This window comes from Enterococcus sp. CR-Ec1 (assembly GCF_002850555.1).
Taxonomy (GTDB): Bacteria; Bacillota; Bacilli; order Lactobacillales; family Enterococcaceae; genus Enterococcus_D; species Enterococcus_D entomosocium.
The window spans coordinates 1,002,273-1,024,298 of sequence record NZ_CP025223.1 but is presented as its reverse complement, the minus strand read 5'-3'; the positions used below and the strand labels follow the sequence as shown (position 1 = coordinate 1,024,298).

General features: G+C 40.9%; 28 protein-coding genes. 5 read left to right on the top strand and 23 right to left on the bottom strand.

Annotated elements, in window-relative coordinates; translation table 11 throughout:
* Window positions 1–2 precede the first annotated feature (2 nt).
* Window positions 3–1,076 carry a dipeptide epimerase gene (locus CXM95_RS04820; protein ID WP_086299219.1) on the bottom strand — a complete coding sequence of 358 codons (1,074 nt, stop codon included), beginning with the start codon at window positions 1,074–1,076 and terminating at the stop codon, window positions 3–5.
* Window positions 1,077–1,258: 182 nt separating this feature from the next.
* Window positions 1,259–2,920 carry a peptide ABC transporter substrate-binding protein gene (locus CXM95_RS04815; protein WP_086299218.1) on the bottom strand — a complete coding sequence of 554 codons (1,662 nt, stop codon included), beginning with the start codon at window positions 2,918–2,920 and terminating at the stop codon, window positions 1,259–1,261.
* A gap of 721 nt (window positions 2,921–3,641) precedes the next feature.
* On the opposite strand from CXM95_RS04815, the gene CXM95_RS04805 reads away from it, so the two are divergent.
* Complete coding sequence (locus CXM95_RS04805) at window positions 3,642–3,977, top strand: antibiotic biosynthesis monooxygenase family protein (protein ID WP_061053883.1); 336 nt, start codon at window positions 3,642–3,644, stop codon at window positions 3,975–3,977.
* Between the two features lie 74 nt (window positions 3,978–4,051).
* Here the strand turns inward: CXM95_RS04805 and CXM95_RS04800 are convergent, their stop codons facing one another.
* The 15 genes from CXM95_RS04800 to rpsP all read right to left on the bottom strand — a co-directional run bounded on the left by CXM95_RS04800 (window position 4,052) and on the right by rpsP (window position 14,456).
* Window positions 4,052–4,825 (bottom strand): hypothetical protein, encoded by a 774-nt coding sequence (locus CXM95_RS04800; protein ID WP_086299216.1) that lies wholly within the window; start codon window positions 4,823–4,825, stop codon window positions 4,052–4,054.
* 168 nt (window positions 4,826–4,993) lie between these two features.
* Entirely contained in the window at window positions 4,994–5,221 is a 228-nt protein-coding gene (locus CXM95_RS04795) for a hypothetical protein (RefSeq protein ID WP_005237217.1), read from the bottom strand.
* Window positions 5,222–5,402: 181 nt separating this feature from the next.
* On the bottom strand, window positions 5,403–5,864 hold the full coding sequence (locus CXM95_RS04790; protein ID WP_008377623.1) for a GAF domain-containing protein: 462 nt from the start codon (window positions 5,862–5,864) through the stop codon (window positions 5,403–5,405).
* Between the two features lie 166 nt (window positions 5,865–6,030).
* Window positions 6,031–6,681: an NAD(P)H-binding protein gene (locus CXM95_RS04785; protein WP_086299214.1), complete on the bottom strand. Its 651-nt coding sequence runs from the start codon at window positions 6,679–6,681 to the stop codon at window positions 6,031–6,033.
* A gap of 130 nt (window positions 6,682–6,811) precedes the next feature.
* A complete protein-coding gene (locus CXM95_RS04780) occupies window positions 6,812–7,243 on the bottom strand; it encodes an Rrf2 family transcriptional regulator (RefSeq protein ID WP_061053880.1) in 432 nt (143 codons plus the stop codon).
* Between the two features lie 191 nt (window positions 7,244–7,434).
* Window positions 7,435–7,839 carry a VOC family protein gene (locus tag CXM95_RS04775; RefSeq protein WP_005237221.1) on the bottom strand — a complete coding sequence of 135 codons (405 nt, stop codon included), beginning with the start codon at window positions 7,837–7,839 and terminating at the stop codon, window positions 7,435–7,437.
* Window positions 7,840–8,106: 267 nt separating this feature from the next.
* Window positions 8,107–8,826, bottom strand: a complete 720-nt coding sequence (locus CXM95_RS04770; RefSeq protein ID WP_176285408.1) for an AraC family transcriptional regulator — start codon at window positions 8,824–8,826, stop codon at window positions 8,107–8,109.
* Window positions 8,827–8,927: 101 nt separating this feature from the next.
* Window positions 8,928–9,941 (bottom strand): alcohol dehydrogenase AdhP, encoded by a 1,014-nt coding sequence (adhP, locus tag CXM95_RS04765; protein ID WP_086299213.1) that lies wholly within the window; start codon window positions 9,939–9,941, stop codon window positions 8,928–8,930.
* A 771-nt stretch (window positions 9,942–10,712) separates the two neighbouring features.
* The gene (gene rplS, locus CXM95_RS04755) at window positions 10,713–11,060 is read right to left on the bottom strand and encodes a 50S ribosomal protein L19 (RefSeq protein ID WP_002357176.1); all 348 of its coding nucleotides are present in this window, start codon (window positions 11,058–11,060) and stop codon (window positions 10,713–10,715) included.
* A 166-nt stretch (window positions 11,061–11,226) separates the two neighbouring features.
* Window positions 11,227–11,973, bottom strand: a complete 747-nt coding sequence (trmD, locus tag CXM95_RS04750; protein WP_005237230.1) for a tRNA (guanosine(37)-N1)-methyltransferase TrmD — start codon at window positions 11,971–11,973, stop codon at window positions 11,227–11,229.
* Window positions 11,963–12,487 carry a ribosome maturation factor RimM gene (gene rimM / locus CXM95_RS04745; RefSeq protein ID WP_061053876.1) on the bottom strand — a complete coding sequence of 175 codons (525 nt, stop codon included), beginning with the start codon at window positions 12,485–12,487 and terminating at the stop codon, window positions 11,963–11,965. The genes trmD and rimM overlap by 11 nt, the downstream gene beginning before the upstream one ends.
* Window positions 12,488–12,642: 155 nt before the next feature.
* Complete coding sequence (locus CXM95_RS04740; protein ID WP_034878719.1) at window positions 12,643–13,467, bottom strand: hypothetical protein; 825 nt, start codon at window positions 13,465–13,467, stop codon at window positions 12,643–12,645.
* A gap of 86 nt (window positions 13,468–13,553) precedes the next feature.
* Window positions 13,554–13,811 carry a hypothetical protein gene (locus CXM95_RS04735; protein ID WP_005228919.1) on the bottom strand — a complete coding sequence of 86 codons (258 nt, stop codon included), beginning with the start codon at window positions 13,809–13,811 and terminating at the stop codon, window positions 13,554–13,556.
* 112 nt (window positions 13,812–13,923) lie between these two features.
* A complete protein-coding gene (locus tag CXM95_RS04730; RefSeq protein ID WP_005228918.1) occupies window positions 13,924–14,169 on the bottom strand; it encodes a KH domain-containing protein in 246 nt (81 codons plus the stop codon).
* A gap of 11 nt (window positions 14,170–14,180) precedes the next feature.
* The gene (gene rpsP, locus CXM95_RS04725; protein WP_005228917.1) at window positions 14,181–14,456 is read right to left on the bottom strand and encodes a 30S ribosomal protein S16; all 276 of its coding nucleotides are present in this window, start codon (window positions 14,454–14,456) and stop codon (window positions 14,181–14,183) included.
* A 254-nt stretch (window positions 14,457–14,710) separates the two neighbouring features.
* Between rpsP and CXM95_RS04720 the strand changes: the two genes are divergently transcribed.
* Complete coding sequence (locus CXM95_RS04720) at window positions 14,711–15,262, top strand: NADPH-dependent FMN reductase (protein WP_016613846.1); 552 nt, start codon at window positions 14,711–14,713, stop codon at window positions 15,260–15,262.
* Between the two features lie 83 nt (window positions 15,263–15,345).
* Here the strand turns inward: CXM95_RS04720 and CXM95_RS04715 are convergent, their stop codons facing one another.
* Window positions 15,346–15,879, bottom strand: coding sequence for a dihydrofolate reductase family protein (locus CXM95_RS04715; RefSeq protein WP_005237235.1), 534 nt, complete (start codon window positions 15,877–15,879; stop codon window positions 15,346–15,348).
* A 6-nt stretch (window positions 15,880–15,885) separates the two neighbouring features.
* Complete coding sequence (locus CXM95_RS04710; RefSeq protein WP_101698869.1) at window positions 15,886–16,464, bottom strand: DNA-3-methyladenine glycosylase I; 579 nt, start codon at window positions 16,462–16,464, stop codon at window positions 15,886–15,888.
* Between the two features lie 100 nt (window positions 16,465–16,564).
* On the opposite strand from CXM95_RS04710, the gene CXM95_RS04705 reads away from it, so the two are divergent.
* The 3 genes from CXM95_RS04705 to CXM95_RS04695 are packed head-to-tail and all read left to right on the top strand — an operon-like array spanning window position 16,565 to window position 19,002.
* Window positions 16,565–16,951, top strand: coding sequence for a GntR family transcriptional regulator (locus CXM95_RS04705; RefSeq protein ID WP_008377404.1), 387 nt, complete (start codon window positions 16,565–16,567; stop codon window positions 16,949–16,951).
* Window positions 16,948–17,829, top strand: a complete 882-nt coding sequence (locus CXM95_RS04700; protein ID WP_005237238.1) for an ATP-binding cassette domain-containing protein — start codon at window positions 16,948–16,950, stop codon at window positions 17,827–17,829. The genes CXM95_RS04705 and CXM95_RS04700 overlap by 4 nt, the downstream gene beginning before the upstream one ends.
* Before the next feature lie 12 nt (window positions 17,830–17,841).
* On the top strand, window positions 17,842–19,002 hold the full coding sequence (locus CXM95_RS04695; protein ID WP_005237239.1) for an ABC transporter permease: 1,161 nt from the start codon (window positions 17,842–17,844) through the stop codon (window positions 19,000–19,002).
* A 46-nt stretch (window positions 19,003–19,048) separates the two neighbouring features.
* On the opposite strand, the gene CXM95_RS04690 is transcribed toward CXM95_RS04695, so the two are convergent.
* The 4 genes from CXM95_RS04690 to CXM95_RS04675 all read right to left on the bottom strand — a co-directional run bounded on the left by CXM95_RS04690 (window position 19,049) and on the right by CXM95_RS04675 (window position 21,882).
* Window positions 19,049–19,249, bottom strand: a complete 201-nt coding sequence (locus CXM95_RS04690) for a CsbD family protein (RefSeq protein ID WP_008377398.1) — start codon at window positions 19,247–19,249, stop codon at window positions 19,049–19,051.
* 398 nt (window positions 19,250–19,647) lie between these two features.
* Window positions 19,648–21,066 (bottom strand): signal recognition particle protein, encoded by a 1,419-nt coding sequence (gene ffh, locus CXM95_RS04685; protein ID WP_005228902.1) that lies wholly within the window; start codon window positions 21,064–21,066, stop codon window positions 19,648–19,650.
* Window positions 21,067–21,080: 14 nt separating this feature from the next.
* Window positions 21,081–21,419, bottom strand: a complete 339-nt coding sequence (locus tag CXM95_RS04680) for a putative DNA-binding protein (protein ID WP_005228897.1) — start codon at window positions 21,417–21,419, stop codon at window positions 21,081–21,083.
* Entirely contained in the window at window positions 21,409–21,882 is a 474-nt protein-coding gene (locus CXM95_RS04675; protein WP_086299211.1) for a DUF523 domain-containing protein, read from the bottom strand. The genes CXM95_RS04680 and CXM95_RS04675 overlap by 11 nt, the downstream gene beginning before the upstream one ends.
* Between the last annotated feature and the right edge of the window lie 144 nt (window positions 21,883–22,026).

Below are 22,026 nucleotides of genomic sequence, written 5' to 3'. Positions count from 1 at the left end.
GTTTATTCGTTGATTCCTAGTCCGATGCGTTCGGTGACGCTCAAGCTTCCTGGACGCTGAAGAATCCCTTGCATTTCAGGGGAAGTCGTTTGGGTCTCCCACATAAAAGGAACATCCAGATCATAAAATTGGACATCCGCCATCCCCAAGGCAAAATGGGCGGCTGCAGCCATTCCCCCATACCCTTCAATCATCGAACCGACCATCACCGGCATTTGATGCTCTTTTGCCAATTGATAAATTTTTTGTCCCTCTTTGATCCCGCCGCTTTTCATCAATTTAATGTTCATATAATCGCAGCAGTTTTCAGCAATCAAACGTTTGGCATCCTCATAGGAAAAAAGACTTTCATCGGCCATGATTGGAATCGTCGTACGAGCAGTCACATAGCTGAGTCCAGCAAAATCATGGGCTTTTACTGGCTGTTCAACAAACTCGATCGGAATGTCTTGCCATTGGTCTAAAATCTGCACCGCTTCTTCTTTGGTCCAGCCTTGATTGGCATCAATTCGAAAGGGGATCTTTCCTGCCAAGCGTTCATTGATGCAGCGAATTTTCGCAACCTCCTCTTCGATCGCGCCTACTCCTAGTTTGATTTTCAAGGAGCGAAATCCCGCCTGGACTTTCGCTTGCGCATCCTGCAGCATCTGCTCCTGTGAACCAACACTGATCGTATAGTCGGTTGTCAGTGTATTGGCAGAACCACCTAAATAGCGGTAAAGCGGTAAGTTAGCTACTTTAGCCAGTGCATCGTGCAACGCGATATCAATCGCCGCTTTAGGGCTCGTATGATGCTGGATCAACGCATGAAGCTCATCCATTACCAGCAATTGGGCATCTACCTTTCTACCTAACAGGAAAGGGGCAAAAACAGTTTCGATATCTTTTAAAATACTTTCTTTTGTATCACCGGTGATCACTTCGGTAGGTGCTGCTTCTCCGATGCCAACGATCCCATTGTCAAAAGAAAGCAGCACTCGAATCACTTCGACGGCGTGCACTTCTCTGAGCGCCGTTTTAAACGGTGCATTCAGCTGGATCGGAATTAGCTTCGTTTCAACTGCTGTGATTTTCATTCGTGTTCCTCCCAAAAGGAAAAGCCGTTCTTATCTAGCTGGAATGAATGATTCCTCTTCACTGCTAGATAAAGAACGGCTTTATTCCTTGCTCTAGTTGCTGAACGCTTGGCGTTCCTCTTTTCTGCAGTACTGTTTGACTACGTCAGTCGGTAGATGTATGAAAGAATTGTTTTTTTTACTTATTCTTCGACAAACACATTTTTATAATCATAGGCAGCACCGACACTATGAACGATGAGGCCTTTGATCTTAGGCGACCGCAGATGTGCTTCTGCACTTTGGAAAAGCGGTATAACGCCCAAATCTTCATTTAAGATTTTTTCTGCTTCCACCATATTTTCCCAACGGGCTTCTGGGTCGTTGGCATTTTCATTGGAGGCTTGTTCGATCAATTGGTCGTATTCATCATTTAGCCATTTCCCACGATTGTAGGAACTGTCTTTTTTGAACAATTCCAAAAAGTTGATTGGATCTGCATAGTCCCCGATCCAATTGTTCATGACCATCTCAAAATCGCCGCTATTGGAACGATCCAAACGAACAGAAAAAGGAACGTTTGTGACTTCGACAGTCAATCCATCCAGTGTTTGCTGCAAGGTTCCTTGAATGTATTCCGCCATTTTTTTCGATTGGTCGGTATCTGAGGTCAGCAGTTCAAAAGACAATGTATCGATACCCAGTTCTGCCTTGGCCTTTTCCCAATACTCTTGGGCTTTTTCTTCGTCAAAGGCTAACGTGGTTGCCGCATCCTCTACAAAGTCAGCTTTTGTCTCTGGATTGAAAGCTAGGTCAGAAGGAACAAAACCGACAGCCGGTAATGAGCCGTTGCCTAAAATATTCTCAACGATTTGTTGCCGATTCATGCTATAAGAAATGGCTTGCCGCAAATTTGCATTTCGAAAAGGCGAATCTTCTGGTGCTTGATTCATTTCTAAATACTGAGTGGTTGCACTAGGCTGAACAATGTAATCAGGATGATTCACATTCTGCATCGCCAATTCACCGCTTAAAATAATGTCATCGGCTTGTCCGCTTTCGTACAAGTTATAAGCAGTCGATGAGTCTTTCACGACATCGAAATTAACTGTTTCAAGTTTGACTGAATCGGCATCCCAATAATCCGGATTTTTTTCCAATGACCACTGGATATCGGTGCCTGGGCCAGCATAATTGGTCAATAGGAATGGTCCATTGTACGCCGCGTTTTCACTTGTTAAGGCGTATTGATCACCAAATTCCTCCACGACACGTTCGTTTTGTGGGAAGAAGGTTGGAAAAGCCAGTAAAGATAAAAAGTAAGGTGTTGGTTTTTCTAACGTGATTTTCAACTCATGATCATTGACTGCTTCGATCCCTAACTCGCTTTTATCTAGCGTCCCATCTGAAATAGCGGCAGCGTTTTTAACGGGTGCCAGCATATAGGCATAATTGGAAGCAGTGGCTGGATCAACTGTTCGCTGCCAACTAAAAACATAATCAGCCGCAGTAACTGAATCGCCATTGGACCATTTTGCCTCTTCCCGCAGTGAAATGGTGTAGGTCAGCCCATCTTCACTGACTTCAGCTTCTTCACTTGCCCCGGCAATCACTGGAACATTGTTCTCATTCAAGCGATAAAGGCCTTCATAAGCATTGTTCAGAGTAATAAAGCTATAAGAGTCGGTTGCTAAAGAAATATCGGCACTGCCCATCTCCGCCGAAAGTTGCACATTGATCACTTGCTCTACAGAAGAAGCTCCCGTTGAATCCGTCTCATTTTCTTGCGTGCCATTTTGACAAGCTGCCAAAAAGAAGCTGCTAAGTACTACAAGCATTAATGCATAGTTGGTACGTTTCCCCATTCTCACTCATCCCCTTCTAACATTCAGATAATTCAAAAAATTCTGTTTGTTGTACCGAGTTTACCGCAAGTTTATACAGCCTGTCAATTTAACGCGACGAAAAAATGTAAGAGGTTACACCGAGATGTCAGTTTTCCTTATTCTTTATTCCTTAATGAAACAAAGCCTATTGTCTAGCAACTATCTTTGAAAAATCTGCCGCTCTAAGAAAGCATACAAAAAAGTTCTGATCTCCTACTGATCAGAACTTCGAATGCAATCTTATACAGAATGAAGCATAAAAACGGATAAAAAAACTTCCACTATTTTCCTAACATTTCTTTCCTAACATTTCAAAAAAAAGACGCAAATTTCGTCTTCATAGCGCTTTCTCAGAACCTTCCCACTTTTTTGCCTTTCAACTCAAGGAACAAAAGAAATCTCCTCAGAAAGCAAAAAAAACGTATCTATTTTAAAATGGGAGTGGTACACTAAACAAACGAAGAGTACTGCACGTGAGAAAAGAAAGACTTCCCCAAGTATCCATTTTCTCCAATACTCTTCGGACTCTTCAGTACGTATATTAATTATACGTACTTTTTTCATTTGTTCAAGGCTTTTGAGGGATTTAATCAAAAAATGACTATCGATAAAAAGCTTAAAAGATTCCATAGCTAATTGACAATCATTCTCAATTAGCGCTATACTAAATGAAATCACTCACAGTTAAAGGAGGAATTTCATGTATATCCGTACCGTTGCGTTTGAAGTCATTCCAGAAGGCAAAGACATCTTTCTTGCTAAAATGAAAAAAGATTCCGCCTCAATGAAAACATTTGCTGGCTGTCACTCTGCTGAAGCTTGGTTTTCAGAATCAAAAGACAGCCTCGTTTTCCAGTTGGTGTCAAAATGGACTGAGAAAAAAGCCTTTCAAGCTTGGTTAAAACGTCCCGAACATTTGCAAAAGCACCGAGAGGCGTATCGAGCAGAAAAAGAAGGAACTGCAAAACCGAAACTTGTTTTGTCCAAGACCGGTCAAGAATTTGTCTTGATCGATGAAGAGGCTACTCCTAGTTAAACTATAAGAGCGATCCACCAAAGCAGATTGATTTAGCTATGGTGGATCGCTTTCTTGTTCAGTGCCTCTCTTTTCTACTCCACCGTTCGCTCGTTCAAGGTTCTTCCTTGCTGATCTTTTAATTGCAGCCAACCATTGGTGCCCCCATAGTAAAGAAACATGCCTACCTCGTTGACACTTTTTAATACAACGTCTTCAATCGTGTGTCCCTCTTTGATCGCTGCTTGGTTTTCTTGCCGAATTTTTTCCGCTAAGCGAGCAGAAAAACCAACCGAGCCGTTTTTATTCAAAGGAATCTCTTGACTCAAAATTGCGCCTTTTTCAATTCGAACCTCGTTGCGTTTTTGCCAATAGACCCTTGCTTTACTTCCTTGATAGTCAACCATGAAGGGTTCATCTTGTAACTCTTTTGACCATTTGTGTCTCGGTTTGCCCCCTTTTTTTGCCTCTTTTGTCGTCTTTTTGCTCGTAGATCCATAGCCAAGAAAATCGATAAAACGATCAAATGGTTTTGCGCTAGCAGCAATGGTTTGCTGCAACTCTTGGGGTATGCCGATGGATGCTTTGGACCCATTGGTTAACTGATATTGTTCTTGATAATAGGCTACTAAGTAAGGAGCCATGATCTCCCAAGGTGGTGTGAGGATCATCAAGCGGTCGTATTCTAACTGGTCGTCAAAGGTTTTATCGTCTGCTACTGAGAAAATTTGGCCGTCTTTGATAAAAAATAGCACAGTATTTTCTTTGACTTGCGCTAAACTTCCCTTAACAATTTGCAGTTGGCCTGCTTCATTCGGCCATTCAAAAAGCAACTGCTGTTCCTCAACGATCGTCTTTTTTAGTTCCATCCTATTCCCTGCTTTCTGTTGTTTTCTCGCCTATTATAGCACTTCTTTTGCTAGGTGCCTGAGTCTAAGAATCAAAAAAGAGACTGCTTCTGAGAAACAGTCTTTTTTTAAGGGAATTGGTTTACATGCATGGTTTCATTTTATTTTGATTGGGTGATTACCAATGGATCAGCTAAAAAAGCATTCAACTAGCGCTGGTTGATAGATCTCATTGTATTTTGCAACTACTCGTCCGCAACGTTCTTCGATATCTTCATGATCGATCCCATCGTAGCGGATCACATTTAATACGACACACCGTTCCATTTTTCTGACCACTTCACCGATCACGCGGCTTTGTAAGCCGACTGGTTTACATTCATATGCTTTACCTAATACAATAGTTTCTGCTTCCATAATTCTCTCCTTAAAAACTCATTTTTCTAATTGTATTATCATATTATCATCTAATTTTAATTAAATAAAGTAATATGCCCGACATTTTTAAATAATAACTAAAAAAAGCGTTCATTATTCAATGAACGCCCCACTTAAAAACATTATGTTGTTTTATAGTTAAAATTAAAAAACAAGTACTTTATTGACGGCTTGCTACCAATAAAGCAGCAAATTCTTCCAGATATTTCTGATCGATCGCATCATAGCTGTTCGTTTTTCCACTATCGATATCCAGCACTCCAAGCAACTGATCATCAACCACCATGGGAACTACGATTTCAGACATCGCTGCTGAGTCACAAGAAATATAATTTTCATGTTCTTTGACATTGGGTACGATCAATGTGGTTTTTTTCTCTGCTGATTCCCCACAAACCCCTTTGCCTAATGTGATTCTGGTGCAAGAGACTCTTCCTTGGAATGGACCTAAAATCAGTTCGCCTTCTTCAAACAAATAATAGCCGGCAAACACTGTATCTTCCAATGTTTCATTCAGTAAAGCAGAAGAGTTGGCTAGGTTGGCGATCCAATTACTCTCCGCTTCTAGCAACCCTTTTAATTGCAGAAGCATCAATTCATACGCTTCGATTTTTTTATTCATTTTATCACCTCTGTCCTTGATTATAAGCAAAGACAGAGGATTTGTCTTGTCTAAATTATTGGGTATTGGAAACAAAAATTGTGAAAAAAGAAGTTGCCTGAAACAGTCTACTTGCCAACCTATGCAGCTATCGATTCTGATCGATTGGGTCAATCATTTGTTGAACCTACTCTGCATCAATCACAGTAAAACGAGTATTTTCATGTTGCACTGTTTCAATTTCATCAAGAATTGCTTTGGCTAACGTACCGCTGGAAGTTACTGATTTCTTTTGGTCGTTGAAAAGCAAGTGATCTTTGCCTAAAATCGCTGGTTTAGCTGGTCCCTCTTGAAATAGATTTCCTGGAGAAATCCCGACCCAATGAACATTTTTGACGGTTTCTAAAAAGAGATATTCATCTAACTGATTTTCTGGGATCGCGATCCAGCTTTCACTTCCTGGGGCTTTTTTCAATTCGGTAAGATTGCGTTCACCCGCTTCATTGAACAAGCTGCCAGCTCCTAAAATGAAGAACAAGCGCGTGGTCTTTTCTCGAAACAAATGTACCAATTTTGCTGCCAGATCCACATGCAAGTACGCTTGGTCAGGACTTGTCGCAAACGCATCGACCAACACATCAAATCCGTCGAGGTCTTCTTCTGTTAACGAAAAAGCATCTTTTGTAAGTGTTTTGACTGTATCACCAAATTGTTCTTTGGCTTTAACTTCATTTCTAACAATAGCAGTCACTTCATGTCCTCGCTGTACTGCTTCTTGATAAATAGCTGAACCTGCATTTCCTGTTGCGCCAATAACACCGATTTTCATGATAATCATCCTTCCTCATCTTTTGTTTGACTAAAATAGTTGTTACTAATCAAGTTACAACTAGAGTATAAAAGAAACTTTCTTTCCTGTCAAGAAATTGCTTAGCAGGTGAAAGTTCTTTTTACTGTGTTGTGTCCGTTCAATCTACTTGATCGGCCTCTCCTTGAATGCCTTCAATGATTGATTGCAGCGAGATGGCGCTCATCTCTTGCTCGATTTTCTTTTGCAGCACATCATAGGTTTCTTCTAATACCCCTTGGATATTCCCCCCAATTAAGCAGTTGGGGTTGGTTTTTTTGTCTGCATGTAAAAGATGGTGATCTTTTTCAACACTCGCATAAATGTCTAACAAAGAAATCTCATTTGGTTCCTTCGTTAGTTTAGGGTTTGGTTTTCCTCTTTGGCTTTCGATCAATCCAGCAACCCGTAAATCACTCATAATCCGGCGAACATAAGCAGGATTCGTTTCAACGCTCTGGGCGATCCGATCACTTGATAAATCAGTTCCTTTAAAGAGGTGGATGTAAGCGAGGATGTGAATGGCGTCGCTGTATTTGGTTGAATATTTCACTTCGTCTCCACTCCTTTTTCTTGTATCATACCTCTTTTTTAGCATTTAGACAAAGGGGACTGATCAATCTTACAAAACTCAAGAATCCCGTCAAAAAAAACAGCCCTCAAAAAGTTAGCACAAAAGCCTAACTTCTTGAAGGAACTGCATACTGAACCACTTTTTTACTTTTTATTTAAACGATCACTTTGCTAATAGCCATTCATCCATGCTGATTCAAGCTGATTGCCGTCGGGATCAACGATTTCATAGCCGACCATCATATCCTCTGGAATCCCCATATCAACTTGGAACGATTGGCCACCATTTGCTTCTGCAATCTTTGCAAAATTCTTCGCTTCTTCTGGCGTATCAAAGCTAAACGCGATCAATGCACTACTCGTGTTCTTCGTATCCCCAATACGTCTGCCATTCAGAAACTGTTGATAAAACTCATGTTCTAACAACATTATCCAAATCGATTCACTCCAAACCATTCCGCTGCTAGTCTCGTTTGAGAACTCTTCATTTTTGACAAATCCCAACGCTTCATAAAAGGAGGTTGCACGTTTGATATCAGTGACAGGCAAATTTATAAACACCATTTTATTCGCCATTTTCTTGCCTCTTTTCTTTGATAAGTTGTATTGATGAATCCGCTCTCATTATAGCATCTATCGTTGGATTCACAAAAACATCAGACCTTATCCTACGCCGTTGGTTTCTATCAGCTCATTCAAAACTCGTTTTTCCAAGCAAAAAAACCTTTGCATGAAAGGCCTTTTGCTTTTATCACCTATGGAAAAGTAACCAGATACGCATCGCATAGAAGCCATTTTTTCGCTAATCAATACAACTGCAAGCTGATCTGTTTTTTTCAATACTTAAAGCTCAAGTCTTGAATCGATCACGGTAGCTTTCCCACGATAAATTTTTCGATACTCTTTTGGCGTATAAGTAGTTGCTTTTTTAAATTTCTTACTAAAATAATTTGGATCATTGAATCCTGCTCTGACAGAGATTTCACTGATTGATCGATCACTCGTTGATAGTTCTTTTTTGGCAACTTCAATACGATAAATCATCAAGTACAATGAAAAGGTCATTCCTAATGTATTCTTGATCAAACGACTGGTGTGATACCGGCTTAAATGCAGGTGATCTGCTAAAGTATCTAACGTAATATGTTCTCTATAATTTTCATGAATATAGCGCAATATCTTATGTCTTAAAGAAAGCGAAGGAGAAGCCTCATTATTTTTCTCGATGTGTAGCAAGGAAATCTGATTGATGGATTGAATTCCCCGATCCAATGCATAAACAAAATCATTTGTGATCGGTTCGACCAAGTAATCAATCAAGCCGTAACGCAACGCTTTTTGAGCGGTAGCAAAACTTTCTACAGCAGAATACAAAATTGCTTTTGCATTAGGGCAAAATGAAAGCAATACTTTATATAATTCAAAAGAGTCCTCTTCGCCATCCGCATTAATCACTGCAATTTCAACCGGCTGCTCAAGACAGGTACGCTGAAGCGCTTTTTTTGAACAAACCGTCGGAAGCAAGATGACATTTGGAAAATGACGATCGATCAAACGAATCATATCGTTAACTGCTCCATGCTCTTTGCTATCAATGATCAATAAGTTACACACGAAATCTTCTCCTTCGTTTAAAATTCACCCGTTGGTTTTTCTATTTCTATTTATTTCTCTTGAAAATCAATGACCATTCGCCCTTTGATTTTTCCTGAAAGCATTTCATCAAAAATATCATTGATCTCTTCTAACTGACGCATGACAACTTTTGGAACGACTTTTCCTTCGGCTGCGAATTGGAAAGCTTCTGCTAAATCAGTCCGTGTTCCAACAAGGGAACCGACGATTTTAATACCGTCCAATACAAGTCGAGGAATGTTCAAGTCCATGCTTTCTGGTGGAAGACCAACCGCTACAATCGTACCACCCGCACGAACGGCATCGACAGCAGAATTGAAGGCTGCTTTTGAAACAGCTGTTACTACAGCTGCATGTGCGCCGCCGGTTGCTTCTTGAATGATTTTTGCCGCATCTTCTTTCGCAGGATTGATCACAAGGTCAGCGCCATGATCTTTTGCAAAGTCCAATTGTTTCTCGTTGATATCAATCCCAATCACTTTTGCATTAAAGACATTTTTTGCATATTGCAAGGCTAGGTTTCCTAATCCTCCTAAACCATAGATCGCGATCCATTGACCTGGTTTAATGTCAGAAACTTTTACCGCTTTATATGTGGTTACACCTGCACAAGTAATGCTGCTGGCTTCAGCAGAACCTAAGCCCTCTGGTACCTTCACTGCATAGTCAGCTACAACGATACACTCTTCAGCCATACCGCCATCTACAGAATATCCGGCGTTTCTAACGGAACGGCATAATGATTCATTCCCGTTCACACAGTATTCGCATGATCCACAGCTTTCATATAACCAAGCGACACTTGCACGGTCACCGATTGCTAGAGAAGTAACATCATCACCGATCGCGACCACTTTACCGATTCCCTCGTGACCGAGTACGATTCCAGATGCATCTCCGAAGTCACCATCTTTTACATGCAAGTCCGTATGGCAGACACCACAACACTCCATTTTCAATAATGCTTCATTCGGACGAAGCGCTCTCAATTCTTTTTCCTCAATTTTTACAACCTTATCGTTTGATACTACAGCTGCTTTCATAAAGACACCTCTTTCAATTCATTTAAATAAAGAACTTCCTTTTATTTGTGAAGTAATTAACTAACACGAAGAGGTCAGCAATAGCTAGATAAAAGAAAGTTCCCTATCGAGAAGGTTACCATAGAAACCATCAAAAAAAGGGGAATATATTGCTTTTTTTCTGTAATCATTTATGAGAAAAAAATAATGAAATAATTCAATTTTTTTTCTTATATTTCAAATTCAATAAACTACAAGGACTAAAAAAGCAAAAAAAACCATCATATAAATAACAAAAGTTTTAATAAAACCTATCAAGAGGAAATTACATAAACATGTAATCTTGGTCTTCCCCATTATTCTCTAATCCTTTTTTATCAATTCGGTGATTTACGATTTATTTTCTTTCAGGCACTGAATATCATATTGGTATTTAACGTGATGTCCCTCATCAGTGTTTTTCTAACAATTTTACTCCCTTTTTTCCTTCTCTGCACATAAAAGCAAATAATGCTGAAAGGTGATCGATCAAACAATCTTCAACCTGCAATCTGTCACTATCGGATAGCCGATAAATGTCCACAAAAAGTTTCAGTCGATGGCATTGTGTTTCACTCAGACGACTGTTCCCATCAAAATACAAGGGTACCCAGTGGTATGCAGCAATGATCCCCTCCTGTTCTTATAGTCGTTTCATGATTTTATCACAACGAATAGAAAGTTTTTGTCACCTCAGACAAAAGAAAAAAGCCCTTGAAATCAAGGGCTTTTGCTTCATCTGATAATAAATGATTAACGACGAATTTCTTTGATACGAGCTGCTTTTCCGTGTAATGCACGTAAGTAGTACAATTTTGCACGACGTACTTTACCGTAACGAACAACTTCGATTTGTGCAACACGTGGTGTGTGCAATGGGAAGGTACGTTCAACACCTACACCGTTTGATACTTTACGAACTGTATAAGTTTCGCTGATACCAGCACCGCGGCGTTTGATGACAACACCTTCAAATAACTGGATACGTTCGCGAGTTCCTTCGACAACTTTCGCGTGAACGCGAACAGTGTCCCCAGGACGGAAAGCTGGGATGTCAGTACGTAATTGTTCTTGAGTTAGTTCTTGAATCAATGGATTCATGTTTATCATTCTCCTTATTCCCAAACATTCTTAAAGCATGAAAGCTCCAGCGGAACATCGTAATAGTTGAGTTTACACTCACTGAAACATCTTACCACAGTCGACCACAGGCTGTAAAGAGAATTTTCTTGTCATCGCGCAGAATATCAAAAAAACTGGCACTATTTTAGTTGCCAGCTTTCGCTTCTTCTTCAATTTCTTTTAAAAGCTTCTGCATTTCTTCCGTCAACGGATAATTTTCTAGCATATCAGGTCGGCGCTGAAAGGTGCGGCGCAATGATTCTTTTAATTGCCACTGCTCGATCAATTTATGATTGCCATTCATCAAAACTTCTGGTACTTTCATGCCTTTAAACTCTGCTGGGCGTGTATATTGCGGATGTTCTAATAAACCAGTGGAATGAGAATCGGTTTGTGCGGAGGTTTGATTGCCTAAAACTTCTGGTAATAGTCTGACCGTCGCATCGATCATGACCATTGCACCCAATTCGCCGCCAGTCAAGACGTAATCTCCCAGTGACACTTCATCAGTGACCAATGAACGGATTCGTTCATCGTATCCTTCATAATGACCACAAATGAAGACGAGGTGCTCTTCGGTAGAAAATTCTTCTGCCATCTTTTGATCAAAAGGTTTCCCCGCTGGGTCTAAAAGGATCACGCGTTTCTTCGTTTCTGGTGCTGCTTCTTCGATCGCTTTGATATTGTCATAGACAGGTTGGACTTTTAATAACATTCCTGCTCCGCCGCCATAAGGATAGTCGTCCACTGTTTGATGTTTGTTGTCGGAATAGTCACGGAAATTTGAGACGTTGATTTCTAACAGTCCCTTTTCCCTTGCTTTGCCAATGATCGATTCTCCTAGAGGACCTTCGAACATTCGCGGAAATAGTGTCAATACATCAATTCTCATCGTCTAACAACCCCTCTGGGATTTCCACAATGACCTGACCATTTTCAAGATCGATCGTGTGGACAACCGACTCGATATAAGGAATCAAGGCATCCTTCTTCCCTTTTCGTTGAACGACCCAAACGTCATTGGCACCTGGTGAAAGGATCTCTTTGACTTTACCAATGATTGTGCCATCTTCTTCGACGACTTCCAGACCAATAATTTCATGGTAGTAAAACTCATTTTCTGCTAAATCCACCAAATCATCCTTGGTAACTTTTAAAATGCCGTTACGAAACGGTTCAACATCGTTAATATTGGGATAGCCCTCAAACGTCACTAAATCAAAGTTTTTGTGTTTGCGATGACCTGAAACAATCAATGTTATTGGCTCTTTATTTTCACGAAAAAGTGTCAATTCGGCCCCTTTACGGTAGCGTTCTTCTGGAAAATCCGTTTGTGATATCACACGTACTTCTCCACGGATTCCATGTGTATTGACGATTTTTCCTACGTTTAAATATTCTGTCACGTTCGTTCCCCATTTCTTCTAACTTCTGTTCTATTTTAGCATAGCAAAGTAGCGAATTCTAGCCGTTTCCTAGCGCCCCATGTTTTCCTCAAAATCATCGCGCGAAAAATGCCCCTTCGACGCTTGATCAAAGGGGCATTGTCCTAATATGAACCTTATTGATTCATAGAAACGGCCATTTTCAATGCTGAACGTGCATCTTGATGTTGCACCGTTCGAAGGGTCTTTTCTTGTTGCCAAACCACTGTAGTTGCTGTATGGTCATTTTTTCCCATATCGATAGTGATTTGACCGACCTCAGGCGCTGGGAGCATAGCTTCTTCCAGATACGCTACCACTTCTTTGGCAACCGGAACTGGATCTTGTTCCTCTTGATTGACTGCTCGAACAGTCAATGACCAATTTCCTTCTTGCCAGCTCAAATAACTGGAACCAGCAGCTCCTTGCATATGCCCAGTAATGCCATATCCGAGATCAACGGCTTGTCCGCCATCATCAGCTGTTACATTGACCGCTGCAGCAGCTTCATCCGCTGATTGATAGTCTTTTGATTGAAAAGCAGCAATCGGTGTTTCCTCGTTCAAAGCCTTGTCATTGAGAGGCAGCTGCTTATCAAGTCCATAATAAAGAATCGAAGCATCGGACTGACTGCCAGCTGTGGCCGCATTCAACACTTTACCTGAAGCAAGTGGAATGTCCTTGGGCAAGACAAGATCAGGGAATGCCGCTTGTATTTGAGCGTAGATATCTGCAGTACTATTCGTGTTTGAAGAATCCCTAGAAGCCGCCTGACTAGAAGACGTACTTGATTGACTTGTTTCTGATTGACTACTTGCTTGCGTTTGGGTACTTTCCACCATACTCGTCGCTGTTGTTTCGGCACTACTGGCTTGACTGGTTTCTGGTTCCTGTTGATTATTGCAGCCAGCTAAGGCGCCCATCGTCAGCAGCGTAACGAATAATCCTAGTTCTTTTTTCATGATGTTCCCCTCCTTATACAAAGAATACCCCTCAATAAAAAAAATGACAAACAAGTCAGATTGTCTGTCATTTTTTTGTTGATTTTTTAAAGATTTGTCACCCAATTTTGCAGTGATTGAAAGCCATCCTTGATCCATTGCCAAACTTGATTGGCGATCGTCGATAGGTCGCCCCAACGAAAGTTTTGTGTCCATTGGTTCAATTGCGTCATGATCTCCTCACGATAGACCCAAATTAAAAAGAGCAACAACAAGATCCCTAGCGTTCGCCAAAGAAAAGAACCAATTTTATAAATAAAGACGAGGATCAAAAGAACGACGATCCATGCGATTAGTTGAGACATACAAGCACCTCCTCCTTTTGATTATCTCAAAACCACCTTTTTTTGTCCTCCATCTTAAGCATGAATTTTACAAAAAAAGCATTCCTCAAAGAGAAATGCTTTTCATTCTTGCTTATTTACCATCAATGATATTCAAACGAACTTTTTTTGGTCCATTTGTCCGTACACTGTAAACGATTGTTCGAATTGCTTTGGCAACCCGACCTTGTTTACCGATGATACGACCAATATCCTCTGGTGCCACAGTAAGATTATATTCCAAGAAATCATCTGACTCTACCAGCTCAAGCTTGATATCCTCAGGTTTGGTAACAAGTGGTGAAACGATCGTTAAGACTAATTCTTGCAAATCTTTCATCCAAAGTCACCTTATTTCTTAGTGAATTTTGCTTCGTGGTGTTTTTTCATAACGCCTTCTTTAGAAAGGATGTTACGAACTGTATCTGAAGGTTGCGCACCTTTAGATAACCAATCAAGAACTAAATCTTCTTTGATTGTCACTTCAGCTGGGTCTAGTAAAGGATTGTAAGTACCAACTGTTTCGATGAAACGTCCGTCACGAGGAGAACGTGAATCTGCTACGACGATACGGTAAAAAGGTTTCTTTTTAGAACCCATGCGTTTTAAACGAATTTTTACTGCCATTATTTACACCTCCATTGATTTAATCACAAGAGCTAGTTTAACAGGTTTTTCCGATGGTGTAAAGAGTTTTTTCTTTACAGCTAAAAAAAGTTTCTTCTTTCTTATTTTCTAAGCATGGTTATCTTTTGCCAGAATGAATCAGGACGCGTATCATTAGTAATAGAGAAACTTTTTAAAGTCAAATCGTTTTATTTGCACCATCCACTTACTTTTGGTAAGCTTAATGAGTAGAAAACAACAAGGAGGAAATTTACATGACAAAAAAAATTGGTTTTATCGTCGGCAGTTTACGGGAAGGATCATTTAATAAACTCGTAGCGAAAAAATTCGCATCATTATTACCAGAAGGTTTTGAAGCATCTTTCATCGAAATCGGCAACTTGCCTTTTTACAATGAAGATTTGGAAGTTGAAGGAAAAGTTCCTGCTGAATGGACAGCATTTCGGGAAGCATTAAGCGCCGTTGACGGGGTCTTCTTCTTTACACCAGAATACAATCGTTCTGTTCCTGCAGCATTGAAAAATGCATTAGATGTTGGTTCTCGTCCTTACGGTGCTAGCAGTTGGGGTGGCAAACCAGCTTTGGTTGTCAGCGTTTCTCCAGGAGCGATCGCTGGGTTTGGTGCAAACCATCACCTACGTCAATCATTAGTCTTTTTGGATATGCCTACTCTACAACAACCAGAAGCCTATATCGGTGGAATCACCAACTTGATTGATGAAAACAACGAAATCAACCCAGATACAGTAAGCTTCTTTGAAACGATCATTGCAAAATATATTGAACTCTTTCAACGATTCAACTAATTAAGAATCCAAACAAAAAGACCAAGAAACTCGGCACTGAGTTTCTTGGTCTTTTTACTGTGAAGAATAATCGTTTGCGCTTTTTACTCGCTGCCTGACACAGACTTTCGGACAAAATGAAGTTCTGTCAGTTCCCCCATCTGTTTTGTTTCAACAAACGTCAAGCGTCTCGCATAATCCCCCGGTTCAAACAGTCGCTTGCCCTCTCCTAAAAACACCGGCGCGATTTGAATAAACCATTCATCGATCAAATCAGCTTCCAGCAATGGTTTTAATAAGGAACCCCCACCTACTACCCATACGTTTTCCTCTTGTTTTAATGCTGAAACAAATGCAACTGGATCCGTTGACACTAGGGTTGCATCCGGCAGCGGCTCTTTTCGGGTACGAGAAAAAACATAGTTGGTCTTTTCAGGATATAGCAGTCCATCATCCATCAGTTTTTTTGCTTCTTGATAGGTCTTTCTTCCCATCACGGTCGCGTCGATGGTTGCAAAAAATGCTTCATAGGTCGTTGCAACACCGGTATCAGTTTGAAACAGCCAGTCCAGTTGATCCTCCATACCTGCTAAATAGCCATCGAGGCTGATTGCACCATAAAATACCACTTTTCCCAATTAGGCTCACTCCTTTATTTTTACGTTTGCTTCTGACCTTCGACAAACACAAGTGACTAAGTGATCATTAACCATGCCGACCGCTTCCATAAACGCGTAAATAGTTGTCGTTCCGACAAATTTAAAGCCTCGCTTTTTCAAGTCTTTTGCTAGCTGATCGGAGATTTCCGAATGGGTCGGTACATCGGATTGCTGCTGAAATTCATTGATGACTGGCTCATGATTGACATATCGCCACAAGAATGCGGAGAAACTGCCGTATTCTTGCTGGATTTTTAAAACTTCTTGGGCATTGATGATCGCTGCTTCAATCTTTCGTCGATTGCGAATGATTCCTGGATTCATCATCAGTTCTTCCACTTTTTCTTCCGTATAGTTCGCTACTTTTATGATATTAAACTGATCGTATGCTGCATCGAAATTCGCCATCTTGTTTAAAATCATTTGCCAGCTCAATCCTGCTTGATTCATATCTAACACCAGTTTTCGAAACAACTGCTGATCCTCATACTCAGGTTTTCCCCATACCGTATCATGATACTCCTGCATTGCTGGTGTACTGTTGGCCCATTCACATCGCTCCATTGTCCTCATCAGCTCCTTTTTGTTTATTTTATCATAAATGACTTTACTTCCACCAGTGTACTACGTATACTAGTACACATAAATGAAAGGAGCTGATTTTGTGGTTCGCATTAACAAAGCCAGCAGCAAACCTTACTATGAGCAATTGGTTTTAAGTATCAAAGAAGATATTCTGAACGGTGTTCTAACCGCCGGAGACCAAGTACCTTCGGTTCGTGAAATGGCCAAGCGCCTGTTGATGAATCCAAATACCGTCAGCAAAGCCTACAAAGTATTGGAAAATGAGCAAGTACTTGTCACCATCAAAGGAAAAGGCACCTTTGTGAAAGTTACTGAGGATCTGCCACGCGATGAGATTCGGATCTTACAAGTGAAAGAACGTTTGAAAGAATTGGTGATCGAAGCACGCCATTTACAGATCAGCATGCGTGAGCTGAGCGATTGGATGAATGGCTTTGAACAAGAGTTAGGAGGCGATCCACAGTGAAGATCGAGCATGTGACCAAGAAAATGGAACAAACAATTGTCTTAGAAAACGTGAACTTCTCTTTGGAAAAAGGAGAGCTCGTAGGATTAATCGGCCGCAATGGTTCTGGGAAAACCACGTTGTTTCGGACGATTGCTGGGCATTATTTACTAGATGATGGGGAGATTTCCATCGATAACCAACGCCTGGATCAGCATCCGCAATTAAAAGAACAACTTTTTTATATTGATGAAAAAGAAAACTTTCTTTCGGCCTACTCTTTGAAAAAGCTCAATCAATTTTATCGGCTTGCTTATCCAAATTTCGATCAGAATCTTTACTTAGAATTGATGCAAAGTCACGGTCTTCCTCTGACGCTTTCCTACCGACGGATGTCAAAAGGTATGCAAGGTCTTTATAAAATGATTCTTGCGATCGCCTCAAATGCGACGTTCTTACTGTTAGACGAACCTTTTGATGGGCTTGATGTGATCGTCCGTAAAAAAGTGATTGGATTATTGCTGGAAAGCCTCAGCGAGTCGAATCGTACCGCCTTAATCGCTTCTCATAATCTAAATGAATTAGAACATATTATTGATCGTGCCTTGTTGATCAAAGGGAAAACGATTGAAGGAGACTACCGTTTGGAAACGATTCGCGAACAATCTCGCAAACTCCAACTCGTCTTTCGCAGCAAACAGATTCCTCCCCTTATCAAGCAGCACTCCAAGCTGATTCAAAAACAAGGTCGAGTCTTGACTGCTTTGTTTGACAATTACACAGAGGAGCTGGCGGCTGAGATCCAGCAACTTGATCCTTTGGTTTTCGAAGAATTACCTTTGACTTTGGAAGATCTGTTTGAAGCAAATTTACGACAAGAAGCATTGGTGGAAGGATAGAGGTGGAAAACGATGTTAAGCAATATATTTAAAGAACGCTACGGTAAGCTGTTGATCGGTTTTTGTTTTGTCGTGCTCTTCATGTATCTTAGTGCTGGCTGGCAATCACAAAATTCTTGGCACCAGCAAGAACGTTATTTGGCATCTGAGGAATTTATCAAAGATTTTAACGAAAATCGAGAATACTATGTCAAAAGCTACAACGGTGAAACCCCGGTTTACTTTGATTCGGCAGCAGAGTACCGCGATGCGGTATTGACAATCAACAAAGAGTACTCAGATGATTTTTATTACAATCGCCCGTATATGACCACCATGAATCAATTTGTGATTGTCTTCCTGTTTATTTGGGGCTTTTTGTCCTTTTTTGTCGATGGCCGCACCAATTTCAATCGCTTTTTATTTGCTTTACCCTTTAGCAGAAAGCACGTCTTTCGCAAGAAACTGCTTTTTATCGGCTTACCCTTGACCGCTTGTTTAGTGTTGGGCCTGTTAGGTCATATCCTGATCGAATACACAATGATCCCGGCTCGCTATCTCGCTGTGCCGCTTCAAGACGTGCTGCTTTCCGCCCTTAGTACTTTGGCAACGAATCTACTAGTATTTGCTGTCGGCATCTTGTTGGGCGTTTTACTGGGGAATCTGTTTACTGGCGTGCTGTCGGTGTTCTTCACTCTTTCTCTAGGAACAATGGGGTATAGCTTTTTCCAATGTACCCGCGAGTTTTTTAGTTTTGTATTTCTTGGTCATGGGGATTTTCTGCTTCCTTTTCAAACGTGGATCGATTGGCCGCAAGGATATGTCTATCCTTGGTGGCTACTGCTCCTTTACCTCGGTTTGAGCGGCTTGCTGATTCTTGCTGCCGAAAAAGTGTTCTCGAAAATTTCTTTAGAAAATGACGGTGATTATTTAACGATCCCTAAATTGCGCGCCCCGGTTTATTGGCTGCTTTCTTTAGGAACCTGGTTCTATCTATCCATGATTTCTTATTACCCGCTAGAAATTTTTTACCGTGATCTCTATGAGGGGTATGATGTCAGTCTTTGGAACATCATCCTTCGGCTTGGCTTGTTGCTGGTTGCTTGCTTATTCATCAGTTTATTGCTTGTCTATCCTAAAGCACTGATGAATTGGTGGTACAAACGAAAAAACAAACAGGTCAGCAATATTTAAAAAAGCGTCCCTACAACAAGAAATTGTTGCCGGGACGCTTTTATGTTTAATGTTTAGGTTTGTCGTCGTCTTTTTTGTCAAAGAAGTCATTTACTTTGCGAGAAACATCATCCGCAAAATCTTCAACCTTATCTTTGGCTTTCCCATATTTATTTTGGGTTTTCCCTTTTAACTCCTCGGAGTCATCTCCTGTAAGTTTCCCTTTTGTTTCGGTTACTTTTCCTTCAATGCGATCCTTGTTTGTCATCGTAAAAACTCCTTTCATACTTGCTATAAATTAATAGTAGCATCATTTGCCAGAAAGCACGAATGTTCTGCTTCTATCTTATCCTTTGAGTTGTCCGCAACGATAGTTCTTCGCTATTTTTGACTCTTGGACGATTTAGGATATTCAGTAGAAAGCTGGCTTTCTCTATAAAAAGGGATGTTCTTTAGATGTTCTATTTGATGTTCTTTGAAGGAGTTCATTTAAAGAGGACACTGTGAACATAAAAAAACCATGACCTGAAAGAAGGCAATCTGAGGAGCTGCAGCTGCTAGAATCAGGAGGTACAGCTTCTCGATTTGGTGTCTTTTCAGGTCATGTTTTTTTTAATTGTACCCTAAGAGAAGGTTCGGTTCTTAGTTCCTATCAGTGCTAAACGATTATTTGCGTTTTTTCTTTTTCTTCTTTTGTTTTTTGACCATACGATTCATGGCCATTTTTCCAAGTTTCCCTTTGACACCGCCGCCAAACATTTGATCCATGCCAGGAATGTTCATATTCCCTTTGCTCATTTGCTGCATCATTTTGCGGGATTCTTTAAATTGTTTGATCATGCGATTGACTTCGACGACACTGTTGCCAGAACCGGCGGCAATCCGGCGACGACGGCTTGGATTTAACAGATCAGGATTTTCACGTTCTGCTGGTGTCATGGAATAAACCATGGCTTTTTGACGGGCAATTTGTTTTGGATCAACTTTGACGTTCTCGATGCCAGGCATTTGGCTCATTCCCGGAATCATTTTCAAAAGATCTTCAATTGGGCCCATGCCCATGACTTGATCGATCTGTTCAACAAAGTCATTGAAGTCGAAGGAGTTTTCCTTCATTTTTTGAGCAAGTTCTTCTGCTTTTTTCTCGTCGTAATCTTGCTGTGCTTTTTCGATCAAAGTCAGCATATCACCCATACCGAGAATCCGACTAGACATCCGATCTGGATGGAATACTTCAAGGTCGGTCAATTTTTCACCGGTACCAGTGAACTTGATTGGAGCGCCAGTAACTTGACGAATTGACAATGCCGCACCGCCACGAGTATCGCCATCTAGTTTGGTGATGACTACCCCTGTGATCCCCAGTTGTTGATTGAAGCTTTCCGCCACGTTGACAGCATCTTGTCCTGTCATCGCATCCACTACCAGTAAAATTTCATTTGGCTGTGCCAAGTCCTTGATTTGTTTTAGCTCTTCCATCAAGTTTTCATCGATATGCAAACGACCTGCTGTATCGATCAAGACATAGTCATTTTTCTTTTCCCGAGCCAAAGCCAATCCTTGGCGTACGATTTCAACTGGACTGACATCAGTTCCCATATCGAAAACAGGTACATCCAATTGCTGACCTAATACTTTCAATTGGTCGATCGCGGCTGGACGGTACACGTCACCGGCAATCATTAATGGACGTGCGTTTTCGGTTTTGATCAAGTGATTGGCTAATTTCCCAGCAAAGGTGGTTTTCCCTGCCCCTTGCAGACCAGCCATCATGATAATCGTTGGGATCTTTGGTGATTTTTCAATCCCAACTGTTTCTGATCCTAACGTTTTGGTTAATTCTTCGTCAACGATTTTAACGATCTGTTGCGCTGGAGATAAGCTTTCTAATACTTCTACCCCAACTGCCCGTTCACGTACATTTTTGGTAAACTCTTTCACAACTTGCAGATTGACGTCGGCTTCTAATAAAGCTAGACGAATCTCACGCATCATTTCTTTTACATCTGCTTCAGATACTTTTCCTTTTCTGCGCAGTTTGCTCATTGCCTGCTGGAGGCGTTCAGTTAAACTTTCAAATGCCATTTTTTTTCATTCCTTTATTCTTCAATTTCTTGGAGCTGTTGAATAAACCCCTGTAAGGTTTCGTCTTTTGGATAGTGAGTTTTCGTATACTCGCTTAGCTGATCCAGCAAGTCTTCCCGCATGATATAGTCCGAAAACATATGTAGTTTTTTTTCATAGTCTTCTAAAATACGTTCGGTGCGTTTGATGTTGTCATAGACTGCTTGACGGCTTACTTGATACTCTTCAGCGATTTCTCCTAGAGAAAAATCATCTGCGTAATACAATTCCATGTAATTCATCTGTTTTTCTGTCAATAACGTGGAATAAAACTCAAACAACGCATTCATGCGATTGGTCTTTTCAATTTCCATTTGCTTCCTCCTGTTTTGCAAGCCATTCGACATCGGACAAAACAGTCATGCCTTGTTGCCGAAAATACGCACAAGCGACACCGATCCCTGTTCTTTTGATTCCAGTAAAATTGCCATCATAAATCATCTGACTGCCACAAGAGGGACTGTTCTCTTTTAGGATCAGTTGAGTGATGCCTTGCTCTTGTAATTTTTGATAAGCAATTTTCGCGCCGGTAGTAAACTGTTCGGTCACGTCTTCCCCTGAGATGGTGACGACCTTCGCTCGTTGCGCCCAAACGTCCACCCCATCGCCACCAACGATTTCGGCCGGTTCCCGTGGGATCGGCAAGCCGCCAAGAACTTCTGGACAAACCATCATTGCTTGACCTGCTCTTACCAGTTCGATCAATGGTGGCACTGCTTGGTGTTTTCCATCATAACGGCAAAGTACACCGCCTAGACACGCACTGATTCCGATCATATAGCACCCTCAGCTTTCCTATGAAATCGTCCTTTATTATAGCATTTATTTAGTGGTTGCAATAGTACCAATTGTCTATTCATGCTAAAATAGGACTTGTTCGTTGAAATTTAATCGTTTCTTGAAAAAAAGAAGCTAAAGGAG